The 15459-nt window shown below is 67.3% G+C and carries 10 protein-coding genes; 4 read left to right on the forward strand and 6 right to left on the reverse strand.

All coding sequences use genetic code 11. The features are described from left to right. A partial coding sequence (locus NMQ16_RS13685; protein WP_257081340.1) for a tetratricopeptide repeat protein occupies window positions 1-1031 on the forward strand: 1031 nt, incomplete at its 5' end. A gap of 25 nt (window positions 1032-1056) precedes the next feature. Here NMQ16_RS13685 and NMQ16_RS13690 read toward each other — a convergent pair. After that, entirely contained in the window at window positions 1057-1680 is a 624-nt protein-coding gene (locus NMQ16_RS13690; protein ID WP_257081341.1) for an energy-coupling factor ABC transporter permease, read from the reverse strand. A 172-nt stretch (window positions 1681-1852) separates the two neighbouring features. Here NMQ16_RS13690 and NMQ16_RS13695 point away from each other — a divergent pair, with 172 nt between their 5' ends. The 3 genes from NMQ16_RS13695 (at window position 1853) to NMQ16_RS13705 (ending at window position 6398) form a co-directional block, all read left to right on the forward strand. Next, complete coding sequence (locus NMQ16_RS13695; RefSeq protein WP_257081343.1) at window positions 1853-3412, forward strand: esterase-like activity of phytase family protein; 1560 nt, start codon at window positions 1853-1855, stop codon at window positions 3410-3412. A 276-nt stretch (window positions 3413-3688) separates the two neighbouring features. Further along, complete coding sequence (locus tag NMQ16_RS13700) at window positions 3689-5683, forward strand: PhoX family phosphatase (protein WP_257081345.1); 1995 nt, start codon at window positions 3689-3691, stop codon at window positions 5681-5683. Window positions 5684-5777: 94 nt separating this feature from the next. Continuing rightward, window positions 5778-6398 carry a PEP-CTERM sorting domain-containing protein gene (locus NMQ16_RS13705; protein ID WP_257081346.1) on the forward strand — a complete coding sequence of 207 codons (621 nt, stop codon included), beginning with the start codon at window positions 5778-5780 and terminating at the stop codon, window positions 6396-6398. Window positions 6399-6423: 25 nt separating this feature from the next. On the opposite strand, the gene NMQ16_RS13710 is transcribed toward NMQ16_RS13705, so the two are convergent. The 5 genes from NMQ16_RS13710 to NMQ16_RS13730 all read right to left on the reverse strand — a co-directional run bounded on the left by NMQ16_RS13710 (window position 6424) and on the right by NMQ16_RS13730 (window position 15444). Continuing rightward, window positions 6424-8958 (reverse strand): cation-translocating P-type ATPase, encoded by a 2535-nt coding sequence (locus tag NMQ16_RS13710; RefSeq protein WP_257081347.1) that lies wholly within the window; start codon window positions 8956-8958, stop codon window positions 6424-6426. Between the two features lie 19 nt (window positions 8959-8977). Then, on the reverse strand, window positions 8978-9187 hold the full coding sequence (locus NMQ16_RS13715) for a DUF2788 domain-containing protein (RefSeq protein ID WP_069037875.1): 210 nt from the start codon (window positions 9185-9187) through the stop codon (window positions 8978-8980). A gap of 14 nt (window positions 9188-9201) precedes the next feature. Further along, complete coding sequence (locus NMQ16_RS13720; protein ID WP_257081349.1) at window positions 9202-9987, reverse strand: DUF2189 domain-containing protein; 786 nt, start codon at window positions 9985-9987, stop codon at window positions 9202-9204. Between the two features lie 127 nt (window positions 9988-10114). Next, window positions 10115-12526, reverse strand: a complete 2412-nt coding sequence (locus tag NMQ16_RS13725) for a heavy metal translocating P-type ATPase (protein WP_257081350.1) — start codon at window positions 12524-12526, stop codon at window positions 10115-10117. 353 nt (window positions 12527-12879) lie between these two features. Next, the gene (locus tag NMQ16_RS13730) at window positions 12880-15444 is read right to left on the reverse strand and encodes a fused MFS/spermidine synthase (protein ID WP_257081351.1); all 2565 of its coding nucleotides are present in this window, start codon (window positions 15442-15444) and stop codon (window positions 12880-12882) included. Between the last annotated feature and the right edge of the window lie 15 nt (window positions 15445-15459).

Below are 15459 nucleotides of genomic sequence, written 5' to 3' on the forward strand. Positions count from 1 at the left end.
CGCACCACGTCAAGGCGGTCGGTCTGCTGGTCGGTGGTCGTTTGCGCGCTGCCGCGCGCGTGCTCGAAGACATCGCCATCGAGCATCCGCTCGACACGCTGGCGCTGCAGGCCGGCCACCAGACCGACTTCCTGCTCGGCGATTCGCGCATGCTGCGCGACCGCATCGCACGCGCCCTGCCGGCGTGGCACGCCGACATGCCGGCCTGGCATGCAGTGGCCGGTATGCTGGCGTTCGGGCTGGAAGAGACCGGCGACTACGGGCGCGCCGAACAGTACGGCCGACAGGCGGTCGAGCGCCAGCCGCGCGACGGCTGGGCGCAGCACGCCGTCGCGCACGTCATGGAAATGCAGAACCGGCGACGCGACGGCATCGCGTGGATGCGCGCCGCTCCCCAGGCATGGGCGTTGGACAGCTTCCTGTCGGTGCACAACCACTGGCATCTGGCGCTGTTCCATCTCGGACTCGACGAGATCGACGCCGTGCTCGCGCTTTACGACGGGCCAGTGTGCGCCGACGCGCCGGGCCTGGTGTTCGACCTGGTCGATCAGTCCGCGCTGCTGTGGCGCCTGCATCTGCGTGGCATCGATGTCGGGACGCGCTGGCAGGCGCTGGCCGACCGCTGGGCACCGATTGCCACCACCGGCCGCTACGCGTTCAACGACATGCATGCCACGATGGCCTTCGCGGCGGCAGGTCGCACCGACCAGATCCGGGCGATTGCCGATGCGCAGCAGGCGGTCATCGCGGGCAGTGGTGACAGCGATGCGGACAACATCCGCTTCACCGCCGAGGTCGGCCAGGCGGTGACGGCCGCGATGGCGGCGTTCGCCGACGGCGACTACGCGCAGACGGTCGAGATGTTGCGGCCGATCCGCCACATCTCGCACCGCTTCGGCGGCAGTCACGCCCAGCGCGACGTGATAGACCTGACGCTGATCGAGGCGGCGGCACGCGGCGGCCAGCAGTCGCTGGCGAACGCCTTGCTCGCCGAACGCGCGTTACAGATGGGCCGGCAGCCGACGGGGTGACGATCGTCCAGCGGCGGCCGCGTGGTCAGGTTCCGCCAGACCCCAGATAGCGCCGGTCCGACCAGGTCGCAAGCCATTCAGGTATGAAGGCCACGAAGATCGACACCAGCATGCCGGTGATGAAGGCATCGCCCCAGGCCATCAGCCAGCGCGCGACCAGCGCCTGTTCCATTGCGACGCCGTCGATCAGGTGGTGTGCGAACTCGTATGCCACCCCGGCCAGAAACAGACAGAGCGCGGTGCCGATGAAGGCGCGGCCCAGCACATAAATGAAAGGATGCGGCGGCAGCGCGCGTCGCAACACCTCGCCCAGCGCCAGTGCCAGCGTTGCCGGTACCAGGCCGATCCATACCAGCTGCGACAGCACCGCGGCCCACCCCAGCTGACCGAACAGCCACACCGCGAGCGCAATCAGCATCAGTTCGATCACCGCCAGCGGCCAGCCGAACATCAGCACCAGCAGGCAGGCGCCTGAGAGCTGGATCGAAATGCCGGCCGGCAGGTTCTGCGGCAGCACCCACAGCAGCGACAGCAGCACCCAGGACGCCACCCAGGGCGCGCCGAGCGGGCCTCGCAGCATGCGCCATGGGCGCAGCGCCACGCTGACGCCCAGCGCCGCAATACACAGCAACACCTCGATGATGATCATGATGCCCGGACGCCTGCGACAGAGATGTCCGACAGTGTGTCACGCCGTTCCGGCGGCTGTCGCGCTGCGCAGTCGATTCCGTCGGCAAGGTGTCACCAAGCTGTCACGCAGTCTGCTCACACTCCCCGGCGGTCATTCACAACAACAATGGGCTCAGCCCGCTGGAGGTCACATGAAAAAAACCCTGATTCACCTGTCCCGCCTGACGTTCGCGGGCGCGTTGCTGCTCGGCGGCGCGCAGGCTTCGTTTGCGCAGACCGTCGTCAATGGCACTTCGTTCGAGGTACTCGAATTGGCAGGCGTCGGTCGCCTCGCCGCCAATCTGCGCGACGAGCACGGTGAAACCTTCGGCTCGATCTCCGGCCTGGTGGCCGATTCCTCGACCTGGACGCGCACCGGCAACAGCTACACCGGCATCTTCTACGCCTCGCCCGACCGCGGCTACAACGTTGCCGGCACGATCGACTACACGGCGCGCATCAACCGCATCGCGGTCGACTTCACGCCCGCCGCAGCAGGCAGCACCGGTCTGGGCCAGAACCAGATCGGCCTCGCCCTGACGCAATCGACGCTGCTGTATGAAACACTGGCCGGCGGCGGCACGCGGCCATTCAGTGGCATCGACCCGATACCGGGTGGCGTTGCCACCGGCGGTGCGCGTCCGGCCACTTCGGTGCTGCCGGAACTGCCGCAAGGCTACAACGGCAAGCTGTCGCTCGACGCCGAAGGCATCGTCATCCTGGCCGACGGCTCGCGCCTGATTAGCGACGAGTACGGCCCGTCGATCTACCGCTTCTCGGCTGCCGGCGAATTCATCGGCGCACTGCCGGTGGCACCGTCGGTGCGCCCGATCCGCAACGGCGTGACCGACTACAGTTCGAACAATGCCGCGGAAGGCCAGACCGGCCCGACGCCGGCCAATCCGACCGCCGGTCGCGCGAACAACCAGGGCTTCGAAGGCCTGTCGCTGTCGCCGGATGGCCAGACACTGTTCGTCGCGCTGCAGAGCGCCGCGCGTCAGGACCTCGCCAACGCTGCAACACGCGACAATACACGTCTATTCACCTACGACGTCAGTGATCTGGACCAGATCACGCTGACCGGTGAATATGCGGTGCAACTGCCGAAATTCCAGCAGGGCACCGGCACTCGTGTTGCGGCGCAGAGCGAAATCCTGGCAGTGTCCGACACCCAGATCTTCATCCTTCCGCGCGACAGCAACGGCTTTGAGGTCGGCACGCAGGAATCGTTGCTGCGTCGTGTAGACATCATCGACATCAGCGATGCGACCAACATCCTGAACGAAAGCTACGAGGGACAGATCGCGCCGCTCGGCGTGCTGAACCCGGCGATCACGCCGGCGCTCTACACGCCTTTCCTCGACATCAACGACAACGCCGAACTGGCGCGCTTCGGTCTGGTGAATGGCGTGCAGCCCGGTCTGGACAACCTGTCCGAGAAATGGGAAGGCCTGGTGCTGCTGCCGACGCTGGAGGAAGGCCGCCCGAACGACTACTTCCTGTTCGTGGCCAACGACAACGACTTCGCCACCACCGACGGTTTCCAGGTCGGCACTCCGTACAACGACGGCAAGGACATAGACACCATGTTCCTGGCCTATCGCGTCACCATCACCCCGGCAGTGCCTGAGCCCGAAAGCTGGGCGCTGATGCTGGCCGGCCTGTTTGCGGTCGGTGGCGTGGCACGACGCAGGCTGCGTTCGGGCAAGTAAGCCTTCGGTCTTCGACTTGCCTGTCAGGGGCGGCATCCGGGTAAGGATGTCGCCCCTTTACTTTCCGGCTCCCGCACCTGCCCCGCCCGCGCGTCGACGGGCGACCTCCCTCTCCCCGGCAGGGATAGTCCGTTCGGATCATCACCGAACGCCTGCAGCGTCTTATCCCTGTCAAACGCGCCGCACACACTCAGCGCGCACGTACACGCCGCGCACCACTCGGTGCGACTGGAAAGAAGCCCCGAACCATCGTCTCGATCCATCCGAGGAGAACACATGTCTGCTCATCTGCACCCCGACAACAACGTCACGATCAATCCGACCGACAATGAGTCGATCCGCGACGTCCTGGCCGCATTCACCGGCCGCCGCAACTTCATGAAAGGCTCGATCGGCACGGCAGTGCTCGCTTCGATGGGTGGCTTCAGCCTCGAAGCCCTCGCTGCTGGCTATGTGCCCAGCCCGACGCCGACCAACGGCGGCATCGGCTTCAACGGTGTGCCGGCCAACATCGCGCCGATGACCGACGGCATCACCGTGCCGAACGGCTACACCGCGAAGGTGTTCATCTCCTGGGGCGATGCGATCGGCAAGGCCGGCCCTGAGGCCAACACGCACTGGGACCCGTCGACCGCCATGACCAAGGCTCGTCAGCTGACGACCTGGGGCTCGCACAATGACGGCATGCACCTGTTCCCGTTCCCGGCAGCCGGTGCAGGCGGCCTCAGCAACGTCCGCGGCCTGCTCGTATCCAATTTCGAGTACGTCGACCCGGGTCTGCTGAACAACACCATGACCTACGGTACCGATGTCATCACGCAGGACATGGTCGACGCGCAGCTCGCGGCGCACGGTGTCGGCGTGGTCGAGGTGCGCAAGATCGGCGGCGAGATGAAGGTACAGCGTCCGTCCGCCTTCGCCCGTCGCATCACCGGCGCGACCCCCTGTAAGGTGTCGGGCCCGGCTGCCGGTCACCCGATGCTGCGCACCGCAGCCGACCCGGCCGGCATGACCGTGCTCGGCACGCTGAACAATTGCGCGCACGGCTACACGCCCTGGGGCACCTACCTCGCCTGCGAAGAAAACTTCAACGGCTATTTCGGCACCACCGCCGCCAAGTTGGCCGCGCAGCCGCGCACGCCGCACGAAGCCCGCTACGGCGTCAGCCAGGGTGGCTTCGGCTACCGCTGGCACGAAGCCGATCCGCGCTTCGACTTCCGCGAAAACCCGAATGAACTGAACCGTCATGGCTGGGTGGTCGAAATCGACCCGTGGAACCCGAATTCGATGCCGGTCAAGCGCACCGCGCTGGGTCGCTTCAAGCACGAAGGCGCATGGAGCGTGGTCGGAGCCGACAACAGCGTTGCCCTCTACATGGGCGACGACGAAATCAACGACTACATCTACAAGTTCGTCTGCGCAAAGAAGCTGAACACGAAGAACCGCGCTGCCAACCGCGACCTGCTCGACACCGGCACGCTGTATGTCGCCAAGTTCAACGCCGACGGCACGGGTGTCTGGCTGCCGCTGGTGTTCGGTCAGAATGGTCTGACGTCGGCGAACGGCTTCAACAGCCAGGGCGACGTCGTCATCATGTGCCGCCAGGCGGCTGACCTGCTCGGCGCCACCAAGATGGACCGCCCGGAATGGGTCGCCGTGCATCCGACCACGCGCGAGGTGTACTTCACGCTGACGAACAACAGCGGCCGTACCGTCACCGATGCCGCCAACCCGCGCGCCAACAACGTGCATGGCCACATCATCCGCTTCAACGAAAACGGCGGTGATGTTGCAGCCACCGGCTTCCAGTGGGACATCTTCGCCGAGTGCGGCGACAAGCTGTCGAGCAACCCGGCGCGCCAGGGCAACATCATCGGCGACGACCTCGGTTCGCCGGATGGCCTCTGGTTCGATTCCGATGGTCGCCTGTGGATCCAGACCGACCAGGCCGGCGACGCGACCGGCAACTACGCAAACATCGGCGGCAATGCGATGTTCTGCGCCGATCCGGCCACGCGTCAGATCACCCGCTTCCTGACCAGCCCGATCCGTTGCGAAGTGACCGGTGTCGTCACCACGCCGGACAACAAGACCATGTTCGTCAACATCCAGCACCCGGGCGAAAGCTGGTCGGGCAGCTTCACGTCGCGCAGCACCTGGCCGGACAGCGGCATCAACGGCCCGACGACACAGAGCGCCAACGGCGCGATCAAGCCGCGTTCGGCCGTGGTGATGATCACCAAGGACGACGGCGGCGTGATCGGTACCTGATCGACAGCCGCTTAACGCTTCGACACATCGTTTTAACAAGGACGTCACGGTGGCGAGTCACTTTGCCACCGTGGCCCCAACCAGAGGATTCATCATGAAAGTGAAATTCATCGCCGCCGCGCTGGCCACGTTCGCCATGCTGCCGGCACACGCCGCCCTGACCAATGACGTCGCCGACCTCTACGCCCCGATCGTTGCCGATTTCGAGATGTATGACGGCTTCCTGACCAGCGGTCCGGAAATGGTTGCGCCGGGCGTCACCTTCACCGGTGACGACGGTTCGCAGCTGGGTGCCTTCATTGCCGAACTCGGCAGCAACGGCCTCTGGGGTGCCGGCAGCGTATTCGCCGCCAGCGGCTTCATCGGCGAACTGCGCTTCACCTTCGCTGACCTGACCGCCGGCGCCGGCGCTTTCGTCAACCACTACGCCGACGACCTGCTGCCGTTCGGTATCGTGGTGTCCGCCTACGGGGACAACAACCAGATCATCGAGTCGCACACGCTGAGCATCGACACCGACGAATTCGGCTACAACGAAGGTCAGTTCGTCGGCATCACGCGTGACGTGGCCGACATCCGCTCGATTTCGTTCAAGGGCAACGCCGTCGTGCTCGACAACCTGGCCGTCGCCACGCCGGTGCCGGAACCGGAAGGCTACGCGCTGCTGCTGGCCGGTCTGGGCCTGATCGGCATGGCGGCCCGCCGCCGCATGTAAAACGCTTGCGCCTGACCCTCGTTCTTCAAGACCCGGCCTTCGCGCCGGGTCTTTTTTTATTCTGCAACATGCTTTTCACGACTTGCAGAGGCAGGAAGCTCGCGAGGCCCAGCCCGCAGGCGGCCAGCCAGTGCGCCGGCGCCAGCGGGGTGAAGCCGAACTGCATCGCCAGCCAGGGCACGCTGGTCACGGCAAGCAGCGCGAGCAGCGTGGCGGCGATGATGGCGCGCGCCACCGGTGCGGTGCCGCGCAGCGCATTCAGCCAGGCGCCCCCGTGGGTGCGGGCGCAGAAGATGAGAGCGATGCCGCTGCTGACCAGCGTGATGAACACCCAGGTGCGGACCACGGACGCGTCGAAGCCCTGTGCGCTCGCGAAGGCGTGCACCGCGAGCACGACGGCTGACGTCACGGTACCGAGCAGCAGACTCGTCCAGATGCGGGAAGACGGCAGCAGCGGGTCACTGCCCGGACGCGGCGGCTCGTGCATCACGCCCGCGTCCGCCTCGTCGGATTCGAACACCACTGAACACGAGGGGTCGATCACCAGTTCAAGGAAGGCGATGTGGGCTGGTGCCAGCACCAGCGGCCAGCCGAACAGCACCGGCGCGGTGGCCAGCGCGATGATGGGCACGTGCACCGCCAGGGTGTAGGTCATTGCATGTCGCAGGTTGCGGAAGATGCGCCGGCCGAGCCGGATCGCGTGCACCAGTGCGGCAAAGTCGTCTTCGACCAGCACCAGATCCGCCGCTTCGCGCGCCACGTCGGTCCCGCGCCGGCCCATCGCGATGCCGATATGGGCCGCCTTGAGGGCGGGCGCGTCATTCACGCCGTCACCGGTCATGGCGACGATGTCGCCGCGCGCCTTCAGCGCCTCGACCAGGGCCAGCTTCTGCTGCGGGCTGACGCGCGCGAACACGCCGCCCTGCGCCGCCTCTGCGGCAAAGGCAGCGTCGTCCATGTCCGCCAGTTCCGGACCGGTCAGCACGCGCGCGCCTTCGATGCCCGCCTGAGCGGCGATGGCCTGAGCGGTGCGCGGGTGGTCGCCGGTGATCATGACGACACGCACACCGGCCGCGCGACATTCGGCCACCGCCGCGGGCACGCCGTCACGCAGCGGGTCGGCCAGACCGATCAGGCCGATGAAGCGGAATTCGAAATCATGCTGGATCGCCGGCGCCTCGCTGCCCGGATGCAGCGCATGCGCCACCGCCAGCACGCGCAGGCCGCGGTCGGCCAGCGCTCCAGCCTGCTGCGCCACGTGGGCGCGCGCCTCGGGCGACAGGTGGCACAGGTCGGCGATCGCCTCGGGGGCGCCCTTCGAGGCGACCTCGCTGCGTGGGCTGCCCGGCACCTGCCACAGATGCGACATCGCCAGCAGATCGGGGGACAGCTCGTACTCGCGCGCCAGCCGCCAGTCCGGGTGCAGATGTTCGGTATTCGACAGATGCGCATCGGCAAGGCTCAGAAAGGCCTTTTCCATCGGATCATGCGGATCGGTCTCGCTCGCCAGCACCGCGTATTCGAGCAGCCGGTGAAACGTTTCCGGCAGCTCGGCCAGCGGCTGACCGGCGTTCAGATGCAGTGTGTCGTCACCGGCGACCAGCGCAGCCACCGCCATGCGGTTGCGCGTCAATGTGCCGGTCTTGTCGACGCACAGCACCGTGGTCTGGCCCAGCGTTTCGATCGCTGCAAGACGCCGCGTCAGCACGCCGTGCACCGCGATGCGGCGGGCACCGAAGGCGAGGAACACGATCAGGATGACCGGAAACTCCTGCGGCAGCACGCCCATGGCGAGCGTGATGCCGGCCAGCAGCCCGTCGAGCCAGCCGCCGCGCAGCATGGCGTAGAGCAGTGCGAGCAGCACGCACAGCACACCACCGATCACCGCCAGCCTGCGCGCGAGCTTCGCCAGCTCAATCTGCAGGGGCGAAGCACCGCTGCTGATCGCGCCGAGCGACTTGCCGATGCGGCCCAGTTCGGTTGCATTGCCGATGGCGCTCACTTCAACCGTGGCCTGGCCGCTGACCACCAGCGTGCCGGCGAACACCTGCAGCGCAGGACCTCCATCGACCGGCAGTCTGGCCACCGCCACCGACTCGCCGGTCAGCATCGATTCGTCGAGCGTGAGGTCGTGCGCCGACAGCACGACACCGTCGGCCGGCACGCGGTCGCCCTCGTTCAGCAGCATGCGGTCGCCGACCACCACTTCGCGCCCGGCCACCCGCATCACCTTGCCGTCGCGCAGCACCAGCGCACGCGGGCTCGACAGGTCGCGCAGGGCTGCCAGTGCGGTTTCCGTGCGCCGCTGCTGCACCACGGTCACCGCGATGATGACCAGCACGAAGCCGAGCAGCACGAGCGCTTCCTGCGGGTCGCCGATCAGCAGGTAGAGCGCAGCGGCACCGAGCATCAGCAGGAACATCGGCTCGCGGGCCACTTCGAGCACGATGTCCGCAATGCCGCGCGAACGGTCGGCTGCGAGTTCGTTCCAGCCGTCCCGGGCGCGGCGAACCGCCACTTCAGCTTCGCTCAGACCGGACGAGGCCGACGCTTCAGTCATGGCTGGCAGGTACCGGTAGTCAGCTGTCGAGAATCCACTTGATGACGAACTTGGCGACGAATCCCATCATGCCCAGGCCAAGGCCGAGCAGGATGACGAAGGTGCCGAAACGCCCTGCCTTCGATTCACGCGCCAGTTGCAGCAGGATGAACAGCATGTAAAGCATGAAGGCCGTGACGCCGAAGGTCAGGCCGAACTGCGCAAATTGTTCTTCGGTGATGCCGGACATGATCGGATCGCCCTTCAGCCCGCGGGCGACACCGCACTGCCCACCAGCTCGCGATAGGCATGCCAGCTGGCGTGCCCGAGCAGCGGGATGACCACCGGCATCGCCAGCAGGCCGGTCGCCATGGCGAACAGCGTGAAGAACGCGATCGCCGCCCCCCACAGCGCCAGCGGCGCCGGATTGGCCATCACCACGCGCCAGCTGGTCAGCACCGCGCCGAGCACGCCGATCTGCCGGTCGAGCAGCAGCGGGATCGCCACCACGCTGGAGGCAAACAGCGGCGCGGCGAGCAGGCCACCCAGCAGCAACCAGCCCTCGAACAGCCAGCCGTGCTCTGCCAGCACGACGACATGCAGGAAGTCTTCCGGGGTCACCACAGGCGCGGCCGCGAATGACCAGATCAGCGCAGCCGACGTCAGCACCCAGCCGGTGCCGGCCAGCGCGAGCAGCAGGCCGAAAGTCACCATGCGGCCGTCACGCGGCTTCCACACCGTCAGCGCCGTGGCCAGATCCGCCGACTCGCCCCGCTCCAGCGCACGACTGATGGCATACAGCCCGGTCGCAATGACCGGCGCCACCAGCAGGAAGCCGGTGAAGGCGCCACCGAGCAGCCAGAAGCGATCCGGTATCCACCAGCACAGCGAGGCGCCGAATACGGCCACCAGAACGCCATGCAGCAGGCCGGGCAGCGGGCAGCGCTGGAAATCGCGCCAGCCGGCAACCAGCCAGTTGACCGGGCTGAACAGCGGAACGGATCGGGTCAGGAAATGGCGTGATTCGAGAAGCGCCTGGCTGTCGGACATGGTGGTGGGCCGCTGCGGAAAGTCATTCGGAGGGATTGCTGCACGAAGATTATGCGCTGCGCGCGGCCATGCGGCTTGACGCAGCGCATGACCATGCAGCCAGTCGGCACGCCGCTGCTTGCAATCCTTATGGACCGCCGGCCTTCCAGCGCCGCAACAGCAATGCATTGCCGACCACGCTGGCACTGCTGAACGCCATCGCAGCGCCGGCGATGACCGGATTCAGCAGCCCGAATGCCGCGAGCGGAATGCCGACCACGTTGTAGGCGAAGGCCCAGAACAGGTTCTGCCGGATCTTCGCCCAGGTGCGGCGCGAGATGTCGATGGCGTCGGCCACGCGCGCCGGATCGCCGTGCATCAGCGTGATGCCGGCCGCGGCCATGGCCACATCGGTGCCGGTGGACATCGCGATGCCGACATCGGCCGCCGCCAGGGCCGGTGCGTCGTTGATGCCGTCGCCGACCATGGCCACCACCGCTTCGCCCTGTTTGAGCGCAGCCACGATGTCAGCCTTGTGCTCCGGCAACACTTCTGCCCGCACGTCGTCGATGCCCAGTACCGCCGCGACGTGTGCCGCGGCACCCGCGTTGTCGCCGCTGACCAGCACCGTGCGCACGCCGGCCGCCTGCAGGCGGCCGATCGCCGCCTTCGCCGACGGTTTCAAGATGTCGCCGAAAGCCAGCAGGCCGAGCAGCCGTGGCGCGGCACCGAGCTCGGCCAGCCAGGATACGGTGCAGCCCTGCGACTGCAGCTGCGCGGCGCGTGCCGCGAGCGACGATACATCGACCGCAAGCACGTCCATGAAGCGCGTGCTGCCCAGACGCAGTGTGCGGCTCCCGGATTGGCCACCGAGTTGTCCGCCAATCCCGCGGCCGGCGACGGCCGCCAGATCCGTCGCCTCCGGAATCGCCAGCGCCTCGGCCTGCGCGGCCCGGATGACTGCCTGCGCCAGCGGATGTTCGCTGCCCGCCTGGAGCGCAGCCGCCAGTGACAGCAGTTCGCCACGGCTGATGGCAACGGGTTCGGCGGCCGCCAGTTGCGGCCGCCCCTCGGTCAGCGTGCCGGTCTTGTCGAAGGCGACCACCGATACGCGATGTGCGATTTCGAGCGCTGCGGCGTCCTTGATCAGGATGCCTTCACGCGCGGCCGCGCCGGTGCCGACCATGATGGCGGTCGGCGTGGCGAGGCCGAGCGCGCACGGGCAGGCGATCACCAGCACCGCCACGGCGTTCAGCAGCGCGCGTTCGACGCCGGACCCGGCGAACAACCAGCCGGCGAAGGTAAGTGCCGCAATCGCGATCACGACCGGCACGAACACCGCGCTGACGCGATCGACCAGTCGCTGGATCGGCGCCTTGCCGGCCTGTGCGCTTTCGACCAGGCGGACGATGCGCGCCAGTACCGTTTCGGCGCCGATCGCAGTAGTGCGCACGATGAGCAGCCCGGAGCCATTGATGGCGCCTCCGGTCACGTGATCGCCCGCCTGACGCGCGACCGGCAGACTTTCGCCGGTGATCAGCGATTCGTCGACTTCGCCCGCGCCTTCGATCACCACCCCATCGACCGGCAACCGCTCGCCCGGACGCACGACGACGATGTCGTCGATCGCGACCTGCGACAGCGGCAGTTCGATCTCCTGCCCGTCGCGACGCACCCGCGCATTGTCCGGCCGCAGCGCATTGAGCGCGCGGATGGCTTCGGTGGTCTGGCGCTTGGCGCGCGTCTCCAGCCATTTGCCGAGGAGCACCAGCGTGATGACGACGGCCGACGCCTCGAAGTAAAGATGCGGCATGGCGCCTTCATCGGCGTTCAGCAACAGGTACACGCTCAGGCCGTAAGCGGCCGAGGTGCCGAGCGCGACCAGCAGGTCCATGTTTCCGGCACCGGCGCGCAGCGCCTTGCCGCCGGCGATGTAGAAGCGCGCACCCAGCCAGAACTGCACCGGCGTGGCGAGCAGCCACTGCGCCCAGCCCGGCAGCATCCAGTGCGCACCCCACAGCATGCCGACCATCGGCAGCGCGAGCGGTGCCGACAGCGCAATGGCCACTGCAACCGGCCACCATTCGGGCAAGGCGCGAGCCGAGTCATCGACAGCAGGAGGGATGTCGGAGGGCAACGACGCGGCGTAGCCGGCCCGCGCCACCGCAGCCAGCAGCGGTGCGACGTCGGGTGACAGCGTGACCACTTCGGCCGACTCGGTCGCGAGATTGACAGTCGTCGAGAACACGCCCGGAACCCGGCCGAGCGCCTTTTCCACCCGCGCCACACAGGACGCGCAGGTCATGCCGGCGATGTTCAGCCGCAGGGTGTGCTGTGCCACGGCGAAGCCTGCACGTTCGACGGCGGCGCGCAATGCAGGCGCATCGACCGTAGCATCGGCCTCGACGGCGGCGCGCTCGTTCGCCAGATTGACGCTGGCTTGCGTGACGCCGGACAATCGCATCAGCGCCTTTTCGAGCCGGCCGGCGCACGACGCGCAGGTCATGCCGTCGACGCCGAACTCCCAGCGTGCAGACTTGGACGTATCGAGACGGCTCATGTTCGGCATGCTTACACCAGTTCGATACCGGGGGGGGCGACCTTGCGATCGTATCAAGGTCGGGGGTTGCGATACACGGGAGCCATCCACCCTTGCCACGGTGAAACGGTGCAGATCCCGTCCGTGACGACCGCCACGCATCCGCTGCACGGGGCAACGTCGTCGTGCGCATCGAATCCGCACCGACGCGGCCATGCAACTTCGCGCACGGATCAACGCGGAGTATGCGTCCCTGCTTGACGACGTGGTTGCCTACTTCGTCGTCGCCCCGGTGGACGGCTGGATCGCCAACGTGCGCCCGGCGTACCACGCGTACCACGCCGGGCGCATGCCGGCCGGCGGTCGCAGCGATGTCAGGGCAGAGGAGACGCCGACAGCGCGCGCAGCGCGTCCACCGCCTCCGGTCGTGCCGGCTGCAGGCGCGCGAGCGTCTGCAGCAGGGATCTCGCCGCATCGGCATCGGTCCGGGCAAGTGCAAGCGACATGCGCAGCAAAGGGTCGTAGGCCGGACGGAAGTCCGGGCTGATGGCCAGCACGTCGAGCAATGGCTGACCGACCTGCGCCAGCATCTGCCGCACATCGGCGCTGGGCTGCACCTGCCGGCCGACGTCGATGAAGCGGTTGCGTGCCCGCCAGTATGCGTCCAGGCGTTGTGCCCAGCCAGCATCGACGGGGGCGTCCCCAGGGGCGGCCAACAATTCGTCCGGAGTGATCCGTGTCGCCTGCAGGAAGTTCGTCAGCCGGTCTCGGGGCAGCGAATCCGGCTGGTACGTGATGCGCGGCGCAAGATAGATCACCACCGGATGGTCATCGGTATTCAGCGGCGCAGCGCCGGAAAAATTGGCCAGTGCAGCCGGGCCGGCCACAAAGCTGCCAAGCAGCGCCAGCGCGTCCGGTACGCCGAAATCTTTGGGGTTGAAGCCGAACGACCCGCCCTGCAGCCGCTGCCTCAGCGCGTCGACATCGAAGCGCCCGTCGTCGGCGCGCGCCACCAGCCCGATGACCGGCGTGTCCAGACTGTTGGTGGCGAGCATGGCCCAGCTTTGCGGAAAGACGGTCTGGTAGGCGCGCACGATGCTGCGCAGGGTGTCCAGATCGAGCTGATGCAAAGGCAGCCATTGACAGAACACGCCATCCGTCGCCATCCGTGCGCGGATGGCCGCGAAGTGCTCGACGGTATAGAGCGAACCGGATCCGCTGCGCGCCGGATGAAAGTTGTCGGCGACGATCACGTCGTAGGCTGCGCCGCCCGCGCGGACAAAGCGCCGCGCATCGGTCGCCACCACGTGCATGCGCTGTGTGGCGTCTTCGCCCCAGGCCGCTTCCGTAAAGCGCGCGGATGCCTCGATGACTTCGGGCAGCAGTTCGGCCACTTCGACCTGAACGCTGCTTTCCTGCGCCGCGGTCGAGGCAGTGACGCCAGTACCGAGGCCGAGGAACAGCGCGCGTGCGGGCGCCGGGTGCAGCAACATCGGCAGCAGGGCCTGCCGACCATCGGCCAACAGCGTCGCCGTGCTGCCTTCCTGTTGCCGGTTGTTGATATGCAGCGTGGCCACGCCACTCGCATCCTCGACCACACTCACCGTTGCCAGCGCGCCTTCAGCGTGACTGACCAGGCGGCCACCGGCCGGGATGTCGACGATCGTGAGCGACGGCATCCAGACCATCGCCGCACACGTTGCCAACAGCACCGCAATCGCACCGGGCCTGAGCCAGCCGCGCTGCGAGCACAGCGCGACATAGGCTGGTACCAGCAGCAGCAGCGCGAACTTCGAGCCAAGGCTGGGCACCAGCAGCAGGCCGAACAGCGGTGGCGCAAGGGCCGCCCCGAGGGTATTGACGCCCAGCGCACGTCCGAAAGCGACGCCGCGCGCGCGCGCCTGTGTCGCCAGATGGCTGAACAGCGCACCCATCGCCACCGTCGGCAGAAGAAAGGCGATGCAGGCCAGCGCCGCCTCGGCGACCAGGGCGCCCGCCAGCGTGGCACCCAGCATGTCGTTCAACCGGCTTTTGAATGTTGCCGCCTCGCTCAGACCAAGGATGCCGACAAGGCAGGCCCATGCCAGCAACACGAGCAGGCGATCACGCATCGCATCGGCACGCTCGGCGGGGATGCGACGGCCGGCATAAAGTGCAGCGCCGATTGCCGTGCCGACCAGATAGACCGCCAGCAGCAGCGCAAAGGTATAGACAGTGTTCTCCGCCACCTGGCTCAGTACGCGCACCACCAGCACTTCATAGGCGATGCCGAGCAGGCCCGTCATTGCGAGCAGCCACAATGATGCGCGCCCTCCGACTGTCGGCGCTGCGACTGGCTGGCTGGAAGCGACCGGGAACAGTCGCCAGGCAATCACCGCGCACAGCAGATTGAGTGCCGCACAGACGACTGCGGTGACTGTCAGGCCATGCTCGGGAACCAGCCAGAAGGCGCTGCCCAGCACGCCGAACAATGCACCCAGGGTGTTGCCGGCATACAGCGGGGCGATCGACTGGCCGACACGGCCGAGCCCGGCAAGCACGCCTTCCATCGCCGGCAACGTTGCGCCCATGGCCGCGGTGGCCGGAAGCAGCAGCAGGAAGGTGCCGCCGAACGCCACCGCCCAGTGCCACAGCGGCGTAGGCTGGGAACCGATGAGCTGCAGCAGCCCCTCCGCCACAGGATCGAGCATGAGCGCCAGCGCCAGGCTCCACAGTCCGATCACCAGTTCGCAGGTGACGTACCACACGCGGGGGCGCGCGCTGCGGTCGATACGTGGTCCGAGCATGAGCGCACCGATGGCCAGGCCGCCGAAAAAGGCCGCGACGACTGCCAGCACGGCCGCCGCTTCGTGACCGAGCCAGAGTGCGGCCTGCTGCGTCCAGGCGATCTGGTAGCCCAGTGCCGCAAATCCCGATGCCACCATGAGCAGCAAGGCCACACCACGGATCGCCAG

The organism is Methyloversatilis sp. XJ19-49, assembly GCF_024580145.1.
GTDB lineage: Bacteria > Pseudomonadota > Gammaproteobacteria > Burkholderiales > Rhodocyclaceae > Methyloversatilis.